Annotated in this window: 13 protein-coding genes; 12 read left to right on the forward strand and 1 reads right to left on the reverse strand. The window is 36.9% G+C overall.

Going from position 1 to position 12735, the window contains the following annotated elements:
- Positions 1-77 precede the first annotated feature (77 nt).
- Positions 78-1025: a ribose-phosphate diphosphokinase gene (gene prs, locus GWI97_RS12675; protein WP_036912921.1), complete on the forward strand. Its 948-nt coding sequence runs from the start codon at positions 78-80 to the stop codon at positions 1023-1025.
- Between the two features lie 244 nt (positions 1026-1269).
- Here the strand turns inward: prs and ychH are convergent, their stop codons facing one another.
- Positions 1270-1548, reverse strand: coding sequence for a stress-induced protein YchH (gene ychH, locus GWI97_RS12680; protein WP_006536555.1), 279 nt, complete (start codon positions 1546-1548; stop codon positions 1270-1272).
- Positions 1549-1894: 346 nt separating this feature from the next.
- On the opposite strand from ychH, the gene pth reads away from it, so the two are divergent.
- From pth to GWI97_RS12735, 11 genes are all read left to right on the forward strand, one after another.
- Positions 1895-2479 (forward strand): aminoacyl-tRNA hydrolase, encoded by a 585-nt coding sequence (pth, locus tag GWI97_RS12685; RefSeq protein ID WP_036936558.1) that lies wholly within the window; start codon positions 1895-1897, stop codon positions 2477-2479.
- Between the two features lie 184 nt (positions 2480-2663).
- Positions 2664-3755 (forward strand): redox-regulated ATPase YchF, encoded by a 1092-nt coding sequence (gene ychF, locus GWI97_RS12690; RefSeq protein ID WP_036936555.1) that lies wholly within the window; start codon positions 2664-2666, stop codon positions 3753-3755.
- 670 nt (positions 3756-4425) lie between these two features.
- Positions 4426-5253, forward strand: a complete 828-nt coding sequence (gene budA, locus GWI97_RS12695) for an acetolactate decarboxylase (protein ID WP_036936552.1) — start codon at positions 4426-4428, stop codon at positions 5251-5253.
- 64 nt (positions 5254-5317) lie between these two features.
- Positions 5318-6997 (forward strand): acetolactate synthase AlsS, encoded by a 1680-nt coding sequence (alsS, locus tag GWI97_RS12700; RefSeq protein WP_036936550.1) that lies wholly within the window; start codon positions 5318-5320, stop codon positions 6995-6997.
- Positions 6998-7306: 309 nt separating this feature from the next.
- Positions 7307-7735, forward strand: a complete 429-nt coding sequence (locus tag GWI97_RS12705) for a PPC domain-containing DNA-binding protein (protein ID WP_036936547.1) — start codon at positions 7307-7309, stop codon at positions 7733-7735.
- Positions 7736-7812: 77 nt separating this feature from the next.
- A complete protein-coding gene (locus tag GWI97_RS12710) occupies positions 7813-8394 on the forward strand; it encodes a membrane protein (protein ID WP_036936544.1) in 582 nt (193 codons plus the stop codon).
- A 2-nt stretch (positions 8395-8396) separates the two neighbouring features.
- The gene (locus GWI97_RS12715) at positions 8397-9101 is read left to right on the forward strand and encodes an energy-coupling factor transporter transmembrane component T (protein WP_202609424.1); all 705 of its coding nucleotides are present in this window, start codon (positions 8397-8399) and stop codon (positions 9099-9101) included.
- Entirely contained in the window at positions 9092-9937 is an 846-nt protein-coding gene (locus GWI97_RS12720; protein ID WP_036936539.1) for an energy-coupling factor ABC transporter ATP-binding protein, read from the forward strand. The genes GWI97_RS12715 and GWI97_RS12720 overlap by 10 nt, the downstream gene beginning before the upstream one ends.
- Entirely contained in the window at positions 9921-10733 is an 813-nt protein-coding gene (locus GWI97_RS12725) for an energy-coupling factor ABC transporter ATP-binding protein (protein ID WP_036936536.1), read from the forward strand. Before GWI97_RS12720 ends, GWI97_RS12725 begins: the two co-directional genes overlap by 17 nt.
- A gap of 70 nt (positions 10734-10803) precedes the next feature.
- Positions 10804-11316, forward strand: a complete 513-nt coding sequence (locus GWI97_RS12730) for a DedA family protein (protein ID WP_115370919.1) — start codon at positions 10804-10806, stop codon at positions 11314-11316.
- Positions 11317-11693: 377 nt separating this feature from the next.
- Positions 11694-12728, forward strand: coding sequence for a TAXI family TRAP transporter solute-binding subunit (locus tag GWI97_RS12735; RefSeq protein WP_036936529.1), 1035 nt, complete (start codon positions 11694-11696; stop codon positions 12726-12728).
- Positions 12729-12735 lie beyond the last annotated feature (7 nt).

Genomic DNA, 12735 nt, shown 5'->3' on the forward strand with positions numbered 1-12735 from the left:
ACAAACCCTATGTTCATAAACACGTTTTTTACTGGTCAACAATATCTCTCTCTGGACGCAAGCCTGAGGTTTTTCTCGTGCCCGATATGAAGCTTTTTGCTGGTAACGCAACCCCGGAACTGGCTCAACGTGTTGCCAACCGACTCTACACTAGCCTAGGAGACGCTGCTGTAGGTCGTTTTAGCGACGGTGAAGTCAGTGTGCAAATCAACGAAAACGTACGTGGTGGTGATGTATTTATCATTCAATCAACCTGTGCACCTACTAATGATAACTTAATGGAATTAGTGGTCATGGTTGATGCATTACGTCGAGCTTCCGCTGGTCGTATCACTGCTGTTATTCCTTACTTCGGTTATGCCCGTCAGGATCGCCGTGTTCGTTCAGCCCGTGTTCCTATTACGGCAAAAGTTGTTGCGGATTTCTTATCTAGTGTAGGCGTAGACCGTGTTTTAACCTGTGACTTACACGCAGAACAAATCCAAGGGTTCTTTGATGTACCGGTTGACAATGTCTTCGGCAGCCCGATTCTTTTAGAAGATATGCTTCAAAAAGATTTGGACAACCCTATTGTTGTTTCTCCAGATATTGGCGGCGTTGTTCGCGCTCGTGCTATCGCTAAACTTCTGAATGACACTGATATGGCTATCATTGATAAACGTCGCCCTCGTGCTAACGTTTCTCAAGTTATGCATATTATTGGTGATGTTGCTAACCGCGACTGTATCCTTGTTGACGATATGATCGACACAGGTGGTACATTGTGTAAAGCAGCAGAAGCACTGAAAGAACGTGGTGCTAAGCGCGTTTTTGCTTACGCAACCCACCCCATATTTTCTGGTAATGCTGTTGAGAACATCAAAAGCTCTGTTATTGATGAAGTGGTTGTCTGCGATACAATTCCATTGTCAGCAGAAATCAAAGCATTAAATAAAGTCCGCTCATTGACCCTTTCTGGCATGCTGGCTGAAGCAATTCGCCGTATTAGCAATGAAGAGTCAATCTCTGCGATGTTTGAACATTAATTTGTTATAAACATTCATTGCAATTTGAGATAACTAAACCCGCTATAGCATTTGTTATAGCGGGTTTTTTGTCGCTCGTTCCTCAAATAGGAAACTTTAGGTAATAAAAAACCCGTCATAATATCAACGGGTCTATAGATGGGTATGACAACGCATAATAATGATAGTTACTTAATACCAGTTTATTTTAACTCCGTTATTATTTTTATTTTATCTGTTCTTGATATTAATAACGTTACCGATATTATGGATAACGGTGATTATCATGGCGACGATAACGCTCATCATGATTACGTAACCACCAATATCTTTCTGCAATTGTTTCTCTACCACCAATACGGGCACCCGCTAACCAAACCAGAGCACCTATAAAGATCCCCATTAAAGAGATGTCTGCTAAAAATTCAGGCAATCCTAATGGAAAAATATGACTAAGAAGCGTATAACCCAGACTACCGAGCATAACAATCATCCCCGTAGCCATACATAAATTACCCACTGCAAATGCATGTTTATATTTCATGTTGCACCTCCAAGCGCGTCGTCAGACGATTCAACAACAAAATACATCGAATAACCTTTTATTCTTTGCAGTTATTATAGCCATAAACACTAAAAAGTTACTGTCGAAGGGATCACATCCATCCGAAATTTATTGACAAATCTTCACAAAAAATGTGTTTTTTTCCTTTAAAAGAAGAAAATAGCGTCTATTTTGTTGCTTTCGCTCTTTTTGTTAAATCTAAAATAGTGGTTTTTTCTCCTGCTTATCATTGCAAAAAACATTCTATACAATCTATTTTGTGCTTATGAGCTTAGACAGGTAAACTATGGGCTTTCTTTTAAGACGATAACAGTGAAAGGCTATTGTGAGTAAAATTAAACTTATCGTCGGGTTAGCAAACCCCGGTGCAGATTATGCCCAGACTCGCCATAATGCGGGTGCTTGGTATGTTGATTTATTGGCTCAACGTCATCAACAATCTCTAAAAGAAGAGAGTAAATTCTTTGGTTATACCGCTCGCATTAATTTGAATGGCAATGATGTTCGATTATTAGTGCCTACGACTTTTATGAACTTAAGCGGTAAAGCGGTACAAGCAATGGCGAATTTCTACCGTATTGAGCTTGATGAAATTTTAGTTGCACATGATGAACTCGACTTACCACCAGGTATTGTCAAAATGAAATTGGGTGGTGGCAATGGTGGTCATAACGGGTTAAAAGATATTCAAAGTAAGTTTGCTAATAATCCGAATTTCTATCGTTTACGCATTGGCATTGGACACCCTGGTGATAAAAATAAAGTTGTTGGCTTTGTATTAGGCAAACCGCCAATGAGTGAACAAAAATTAATTGATGACGCGATTGACGAAGCTCTTTCATGCACAGATATTTTAATGCGTGATGGGTATGAGAAAGCAATAAATCGTTTACATAGCTTTAAAGCGTAGTCGTTATATTAATAGATTAAGTCATTTTAATATTCAGAGGGTGAAACAGCCCTCTTCTTTTGTACGATTTCCCCATGATGATTTAATCAATCTAGGATTTGCTCTATAATAGCGCCAAATTTTTTTAACTGCACACAACAGGAATACTCCCTCCTGTTGTTTTTATGTGACAAGGTGAACGTTTATGGGATTTAAATGTGGTATCGTCGGTCTGCCTAACGTAGGGAAATCTACACTGTTTAATGCCTTAACTAAGGCAGGTATTGAGGCAGCCAATTTCCCATTCTGTACTATCGAGCCAAATACAGGTGTTGTTCCAATGCCTGATCCTCGTTTAGATAAACTGGCTGAAATTGTTAAACCACAGCGTATTTTACCTACAACAATGGAATTTGTTGATATCGCGGGCTTAGTAAAAGGCGCATCTAAAGGTGAAGGTTTAGGTAACCAATTCCTCACCAATATTCGTGAAACTGAAGCAATTGGCCATGTAGTTCGTTGTTTTGAAAATGACAACATTATTCATGTTGCAGGTAAAGTTGATCCTGCCGAAGATATCGAAACTATCAATACTGAATTAGCACTTTCTGACTTAGAGACGTGTGAACGAGCAATGCACCGTAATCAGAAAAAGGCAAAAGGTGGCGATAAAATCGCTAAAGCAGAAATGGAAGTGTTAGAAAAATGCTTACCGCATTTAGAAAACGCGGGCATGTTACGAGCTTTAGATTTAACGGAAGAAGAAAAAGCAACGATTCGTTATTTAAGTTTCTTAACGTTAAAACCTACCATGTATATTGCAAACGTTAATGAAGATGGTTTTGAAAACAACCCTTATCTTGAAACTGTTCGTAAAATTGCGCAAGCTGAAGGCTCTGTAGTGGTTCCTGTTTGTGCCGCTATCGAAGCAGATATTGCTGAGTTAGAAGATGCAGAACGTGAAGAGTTTATGCAAGATTTAGGCATTGAAGAGCCTGGATTAAACCGTGTTATTCGCGCGGGTTATGCACTACTGAACTTACAAACTTACTTCACTGCTGGCGTTAAAGAAGTCCGTGCATGGACTATCCCTGTGGGTGCAACTGCACCACAAGCAGCAGGTAAAATCCACACTGACTTTGAGAAAGGTTTTATTCGTGCTCAAACTATCGCTTATAACGATTTTATCACTTACGGTGGTGAACAAGGCGCGAAAGAAGCAGGTAAAATGCGTGCAGAAGGTAAAGAGTATATCGTTCAAGATGGCGATGTAATGAACTTCTTGTTTAATGTGTAATAACTGCTTATATTAATATCATTACTAAACCTGCGAGCATATTCGTGGGTTTTTTATATGTATTTAATTTACTTTTCCTAATTAACAATCCATTTCAAATTTAAATATTAGCATTAAAAAAATTTCTTCCATAGGAAGATAATAATAAGCAATACCTACAATATTTTCACTTAACCATCTTTCTGATGAAACAAAACTCCAGTCTATTTGATCCCCAACAGTGGCGATACTAAATTATAATAAAATGCGTTGTGCTCTTTCATTTCATTCTCTAACTAAGAGAGATCATATAGTGACTCAATAAAATCTAAGTTATCAATCTGCTACGCAACAGCTTTTTTCTCTACTCATTTGCAAATTATTTTATCCATGCGAATAGCTCGACTATAAAATTATCAATATAACTATTTTTAGTTATCTCCTTTAGATGATATATTTAATAAATTAATCTTATTAATAATAAAATAGAATATTAAAATTTTTTTTAACCAATAAATGCAATAAATTAAATTCAATTAAAACAGTAACCTATATTAAAATTTAAAACATGAAACTATCGCCTTCTATTTAATCACAATAAAAACATTTGAAATACTTATGAATAAGGCTAATACTTAATTTAATGATCAATTAATGATTGTTACTTTTTAAATAAAGGAATGGCTTTAACATGAATAATAATTTTCAATCTAATGTGCGAGATAATAGCGATATAAAACATAATAAAAATCATCATTGTCAATGTGGACAGGAAATAATAACAAACTTAAATAATTATATTAGTAAACACCCCGAATGCACTGTTTATCAAAACTCATTAATGAGTAGCTTAATTGCCGGTGTATATGATAGTGAGGTTACTATTGCTGATTTATTAACGCATGGTGATTTTGGTTTAGGAACTTTTGAACAACTTGATGGAGAACTCGTTGCATTCGACAATACTGTTTTTCAATTACGTTCTGATGGTAGCGCTCGTAAGGCTTTACATTCTCAAAAATCCCCTTTTGCTGTAATGACATTTTTTAATTGTGATATTGAACATCACTTTTCTCATGGTGTATCACAAAAAGAAATACATAACATAATTAATCAATATGTCCCTTCTGATAACCTGTTTTGTGCAATCAGAATTGAAGGCGAATTTGAATTAGTTAAAACACGGACAGTACCTCGACAAACACCCCCTTACCGCCCAATGTTAGACGCTATCGAAAATCAGCCTACTTTTACGTTTCACAATGAAGTGGGCATTATTGCAGGCTTTCGTTCACCACAGTTTACTCAAGGAATAAATGTTGCTGGATTTCATGAGCATTATATTAATCAACAACGCCAAGGTGGTGGTCATGTTCTAGATTATTATTTAAAAAATGGCACCTTACAAATCGGTGTTATTTCCCGTCTTACTATTGATTTACCCAACCAATCTACATTTCTACAAGCGAACTTAATGCCCGACGATCTTCATCAGGCTATAGAACAAGCTGAAAATTAATCTAGCAGTCTATTAATTTTATTATTAATTCTATTTATTCACTTGCAAAATCAAAGAAGGTTATATGAATACTCCTCATTGGAAATGTGGTGCAGATTTAGTGGTTAAACAATTAGAACAACATGGCATTAAACAGGTATTTGGTATTCCTGGTGCAAAAATTGATCGTGTATTTGATTCTCTTGTTGATTCCAGTATTGAAACGGTCGTTGTTCGTCATGAAGCTAATGCCGCATTTATGGCGGCTGCGGTTGGACGTTTAACGGGTAAAGCGGGTGTTGCTATCGCAACATCTGGACCAGGGTGTTCTAACCTAGCCACGGGCATTGCAACAGCCACTTCTGAAGGTGATCCACTGGTCGCATTGGGTGGATCTGTCAAGTCTGCAGATAGATTAAAATTGGTTCATCAAAGCATGGATACTGTTACCATGTTTAATCCGATTACAAAATTCTGTGCAGAAATTGATTCTTCAAAATCAATTTCTGAAACCATGGCCAATGCTTTCCGTCATGCAGAATCAGGAAGACCAGGCTCCGCTTTCTTAACTTTTCCAATGGATATTTTAAATAGTGCTGTTGATAGCCCAATATTAGTGCCTAAGTCTAAATCAAATTTGGGTGGTGCAAATAATGATGCAGTAAAAGAAGCGGTTAAATTATTATTAGCTGCAAAAAGTCCTGTTATTTTATTGGGTTTACAGGCAAGTTTTCCTGATAATGCATTAGCCTTACAATCATTACTTGATATTTGCCCATTACCTATAGTTGGAACTTATCAATCAGCAGGTGCGATTGCTCAACGCCATTTTCCTTTATTTGCAGGCCGAATTGGTTTATTTAATAATCAACCAGGTGATGAATTACTTTCTCATGCGGATTTAGTGATTACTTTAGGTTATAGCCCTATCGAATATGAGCCGTCATTATGGAATCACAATAATGCTAATATTATTCATATTGATGAAATTCCTGCTGAAATAGATTTAGCTTACTGTCCTGATTTAGAATTAACAGGCAATATTAAATTAACGATTGATAATTTAACTCAACATTTTGCTAAACAATCCATCTCTCAAATTACACTCTCAAATAATACACATCAGGTTTTAGAAAAGATCCGTCACCAAAGAGAAACTCTGCAACAAAACAGTTATTTTAGACAGGGTAGCCCTATTCACCCTTTAACCATTATTCATGAGATGCAAAATATTATTAATAATGATGTCACGCTTTGTATTGACATGGGAAGTTTTCATATTTGGCTTGCACGTTATCTCTATAGCTTTAGGGCAAGACAAATGTTGATTTCTAATGGGCAGCAAACGATGGGTGTTGCATTACCTTGGGGAATTGGCGCATCATTTGTTCGTCCCTCTGACAAAATTATTTCTGTCTCTGGTGATGGTGGCTTTATGCAGTCGTCGATGGAATTAGAAACTGCGGTTCGTTTAAATACAAATATTTTGCATATTATCTGGGTTGATAACGCTTATAATATGGTGGAAATGCAAGAGCAAGAAAAGTATGGACGTTATTCGGGTGTAAAATTTGGTGCAATTGATTTTAAACGTTACGCGGAATCCTTCGGTGCTAAAGGCTTTTTTGTTGATTGTGCTTCTCAATTACGTACCGTTTTACATGAAGCGATGGCTGTTGATGGCCCCGCTGTTCTTGCTATTCCTGTCGATTATCGTGATAACGCTAAATTAATGGAACATATTGATTATAATTTAATCATTTAGTTATTTTACTTAAATATCGTGTTTTAAAAAATAAGGATGAGCATTTTCTACTCATCCTTATACCTTTCTTTGTTTTTCTTCCTATCTTATTCTTTTGATACAAAACAACTTCATTGTTAATAAAAAGTTATTATCTATTTCTTCTTTCGTTTTTTTTATTAATAATACGTTATGCGATTTTTGTGCATAAAAATGAAAGTAGATAATATAAAGTAAACTAAGTCTTATCTTATCTGACACAGGCATTTTAGTGCTTACAATAACCATAAATAAATTAAATATAGACTTTCAGTTATCAGGATAATCACGATGTCTCACACCTCATTACTTGCTTCTCATGCTCGATTTATTTCACATCGCCTTCTCCCTAATGAAGATGTGATTGTCGCATTACGACAAATGATGAAAGAGCAAAATCTAAAATCAGCATTTATTGCAGGTTGTGTAGGAAGTTTAACAGATGTGGCATTGCGCTTTGCAGGACGCGAAGAAAATCGCTATCTTACAGGCAAATTTGAAATTGTTTCACTGATTGGAACATTAGATACTCTAGGTGAACATTTACATTTAGCGGTCTCAGATGAAAATGGATTAATGTGTGGTGGACATATGATGCCTGGCTGTACAGTGCGCACGACGCTAGAACTCGTTATTGGTGAGTTAGAGCAAGTGACTTTTAGCCGTCAGCCTTGTGAACACTCTGGTTATGAGGAGTTAGTCATCACACCGCGTAAATAACATTTTTATAAAAAGAACGTTATTTATGCAAAATAATAAAACCAATAGTCACTATCCTTTGTAAAGGTTTTTAAACTATGTCTACCACACCTCACATTTCGAGTCGAACACTCGTTCTAATTGTTGTTTCTATTGCCATAAATATGATCGGTGGTCAAATTACCTCAATGGTAAAGCTTCCCATCTTTCTAGATTCTATCGGTACACTGATTTGTGCCTTATTAGGTGGCCCATGGGTTGCATTGTTCACAGGATTATTAACTAATCTATTATGGGGATTAATTAGTGGCCCTATGGCCGCCGCATTTGCGCCTGTTGCCATGATGATAGGGTTAAGTGCAGGTTTATTAGCACGCGCTGGAGGCTTTCGCTCTTTAATTCGCGTCATTGGCTCTGGCGTTATTATTACTTTAGCTTTAATGATCGTTGCTGTTCCTATTCGTACCTATTTATTTGGTGGTGCAACAGGAAGTGGCGCTGATTTCTTTGTCGCTTATTTTCATGCTGTGGGTGAAGGACTCATCGAATCTGTTGCTATTACTGTATTAGGTGCTAATCTCGCCGATAAAATATTATCCGCAATTATCGCTTGGTTATTAGTACGTCAGCTACCACAAAGAACACAACGCAATTTTCCCGCGATGGCCAAGGTTCGTTAATAATGCATCCCTTTACCTCATTGGCATTATGGCTTTGGCTAAGTGCTAGTGTGCTTTTTTTATCGCTAAGCTTACCACTGCTGATTATCAGCAGTGGGACTTTTATTGGCGTATTGCTTTGGAAAGCGTCTCGCTGGCGCTGGCGTTTTATTGTCTGGTTAATGCTCCCCATGGCAATAGGGTTATGGTTAGTCCATAGTGGTTGGTTAGCTTATTGGTTAACCGGTGAGCCTTTAGATACCCGTAAACAAACGATGGCAATAACACTATGGTTAAGATTATTAGCAATAATAAGTAGCGCTCAATTGTGGTTACAATACACCTCAACAGAGCAATTTATCAGGGCCTTATTTGCTAGCCGTTTACCGATGAGCCTCTCCTATTTACTAGCAGGACCTTTGTTACTTGTAGAACAATTACGCCAACAATTACACAATATAAAAGAAGCGCAATTAGCACGAGGTGTTCCTCTTGATGGATCATTTTGGCAACGACTTATCACATTACCCGCCATTATTTTGCCCCTTATTAGTCACGTTTTAAGTGATTTAACTGTTCGAAGCGCAGCATTAGATATGCGAGGATTTCGCATTATTGCAAAGCGGACAACCTTATATCCTCCAAAGAATACGCCACTGCAAACAATGGTTCGTTATTTGATTTTATTGCTTATCTTGATTGAAGGAGGTATTTGGCTATGGTACTAAATCTTCAGCAATTGAGTTTTACCCCAAAAGGTGATGAACAACCTATTATTGGCCCTATTGATTTGCAGTTAAAACAAGGGGAATGGCTTGTTATTTTAGGAGGCAATGGCAGTGGGAAAAGTCTTCTTGCGCAATTACTCGCGGGGTGGTTACCCGACTTATTAACAGGGTCAATTCAAGGTATTGGTATCGTACAAAATATCGCTCTCGATAAAAGTCGATTAGTGTCACTCGCTCCGGGTCGTCAGCTCGTTCAACAATCGCCACAATTACAACTTTCAGGATGTGCATTCACCGTAGAGCAAGAAATTGCCTTTGGCCCAGAAAATTTAGGGTTGAGTGACAATGAAATTCGATTTCGAGTAAAAGAAGCTATGGCATTAACACAATGTGAATACTTGCGTTTTCACCACCCTTCAACGCTTTCAGGTGGTGAGGCTCAACGTGTTGTTATCGCAAGTGCACTCGCTATGCACCCGAAATTATTATTACTTGATGAAGCTTTTAGCCGCTTAACGCCCAATGCGACCCAACAATTACAACTACGTATAAAACACTATGCAAAAGAGCATAAATGCAGTGTGGTCATTTTTGAACGTAATTTATTACCTGCAATAAGCCTGAGTGAACAATTTTTATTATTAGAGGCGGGAAAAATAAAGGCAAAAGGTACGTTAGACTCTATTTTTCCATTCTTGTTTTCAACGATTAATGCGCCCGATGCATGGCAAGCTTTACACTGGTTAATTGAAAATCATCATTGGGATAAGAATATTGTGAATAATGATAAAGCCTTGCTTAATGCTTTTAAGGAATTTTATGTTACAGCTCAATAATGTGACTTATCGCTGGAGCGAAGATGTTCCGCCTTGTATCTCTCAATTATCATTCACATTAAATCAAGGGGAATGGATAACCTTAGTCGGTGATAATGGGGCTGGTAAATCTACCTTATTACGATTAATTGCAGGACTATTAACGCCCAATGAAGGTGATATAACACTCAATAATCAGTCACTTTTTCAATTAAAAGCACAGCAACGCGCTCATTATATTGGGGTATTATTTCAAGAGCCTGAACGACAAATCTTTCATAATACAGTCGCAAAAGAGGTGGTTTTCAGCCTAAAACAGCATAAATTCTCTAAAGAAGAGATTAAAAGGCGTTTAGATGAAACACTGTCGCTTTGTGGTTTAAGTGATGTTGCAGATGTTCACCCTTTAGATTTACATGCAGGCCAACGTAGAATGGTTGCTGTTGCAAGTTTAAGTATTTTATCGCCTCAAATATTATTACTAGATGAACCCACTCGTGATTTTGATGCACATTGGTTAAGCTGTTTTGAGAATTGGCTTCAGGTACAAAAAACATTAGGTAAAACGGTATTGGCTATTAGTCATGATCTTGATTTTACTGCTCGCCATTTTCAGCGTGTTATCCATTTATCCTCAGGTAAATTAATTGCAGATGGTTCGCCTGAAAAAGTGCTAATGAATTCAACACTGCAATCCCTTTCCGATATCCCAGCGCCTACGCTATACTCATTAAGCCAAAAACTAAAATTACCCATTAAAAAAAACACCCCCATTGAGTGGGCTAAAATGCTAGTTGAAATGAACAAAAAACACTAAAATAAACTCATAATAATCTTAAGATTTATCGCCATTATTGTGTTTATTTATGCGTAGTCGGAGATAAAAAATGGAAATCATCCACACTTTATTAGACTCATTGAGTCACTTATCTCCTCTTACCCTATTCTTATCTATTATCTTAATCACTACGGGAAAATCGACTATCGGTATTTCCTCATTTTTGCCACCAGCATCTTTAATGTTAATCTTTATTTTCGGTGCTTGTTTACCGCTTTACTCCCCAATATTTCTTTGGTTAGCGACCAGTTGTGGTGCTTTACTAGGTTCCATTTTAAGCTATGAATTAGGACGTTCTATTTACCGTTTTCCTCGCCTTAAAATATGGGTTAAACGTTATCAGTCAAAAATTAATCGTATTCAACAGCTATTAAAAAATAAAACTCACTATATTTTGTTTATTTCTCGATTCTTAGCTGTCTTTCGCTATTTAACCCCCTTTAGTGCTGGCTTATTAAAATTACCTACATACGGTATTTATATCACCAGCGCCATTTCTGCCTTAGTGTGGTCTGCTATATTTATTTTAATTGCAACAGGAGTGCTTTCCATTGCGTTATAAACGTATTGATTAACACATATTTTTAATCGTTCTATTAATACTAAAAGCCATCTATTTACTTTTTATTTAATCATATTATTTAAATATCTTCTGACTCCTCTTTTTTTATTTTATTTTTAATTATTGACAAATATATTGTTTTTTATCTTTTATTTCTTATGTTATTGATATTTTCTTTTGCACTTTATATTTATCACCATAATTATGATTAAAATTTGCATAATTACTATGTTGATCACAATTTGTTATTTTCTTGTTCTAATTTCATTAGGTCAGTTCACAATTTTTTAACGTCCCTTGTTTCTATAAAAGTTGTCATGTTGTATACAAGTTGGTGTGAAACATTCACCTGCGTTTTTATGTACAGGAACAACATCATGAGAATAAGAAAAACAAAGCTTGCCATCGGTATTGTTGCTGTTATTGCTGTTGTCTCATTAGCAATAGCTGGCAAAAAAGAGAATGCGAATAAACAATTTCTCTCTGTAGCAACCGCTTCAACAGGAGGAACGTATTATCCGATGGGGGTGGGATTAGCAAACGTATGGAGTACACATCTTAAGGATAGAGGCATTCAAGTAACAGGGCAGTCTTCGGCAGGATCGATAGAAAATATCTATTTAATGCAGAAAAATGAAGCCCAACTTTCTATTTTACAAAGCCTATTAGCGGTAGAAGCTTATGAAGGTGTACGTAATTTTGAAGGCAAACCCGAAAAAAATCTGCGCTCAATTTCTATGTTATGGCCCAATGTTGAACACTTTGTTTTGATGAATGACAAAGTAAAAACTGGCACATTAGATGATATTCGTGCAACAAGTTTTTCTGTAGGCCCTCAAGCTAGTGGCACAGAACAATCTACGATCATCATTCTTAAAGGCGTTAATTTAACCAAAAAAGAGATTACTCCTGAATATCTTGGATATGGCGATACCGTTTCCGCCATGCGAGATGGTCGCCTTGATGGCGGTGCATTACCAGCAGGTGTACCAGCCTCAGCCGTCACTGATATGTATGCCAGTGGCGTAAGCGCAAAACTACTCGAAGTGACAGATAAACAACTTGATGATATCAATCATGTGGCAAATTCTTGGTTTCGTTTTGAAATACCCGCAGATACCTATCCTCGTCAAACCGAAATGGTTAATACGATAGCTCAACCCAATATTTTAATGACCACTACTAATATTGATAATGACTTAGTGTATGAGCTGACAAAAACCATGTTTGAAAATCTGCCAGAGGTTCATCAGGTTCATAGCGCGGCCAAATACATCACTACCGAAAATGCATTAAAAGGCGTTTCTGTACCACTGCACCTAGGGGCTTACCGTTATTACCAAGAAATTGGATTAGAGATCCCTGATTATCTTATTCCACCAGAAGCTCAAACGCAGACTAATAATAAATAACAGGAGT

Source organism: Proteus sp. G2300 (assembly GCF_009915965.1).
Lineage (GTDB): Bacteria > Pseudomonadota > Gammaproteobacteria > Enterobacterales > Enterobacteriaceae > Proteus > Proteus vulgaris.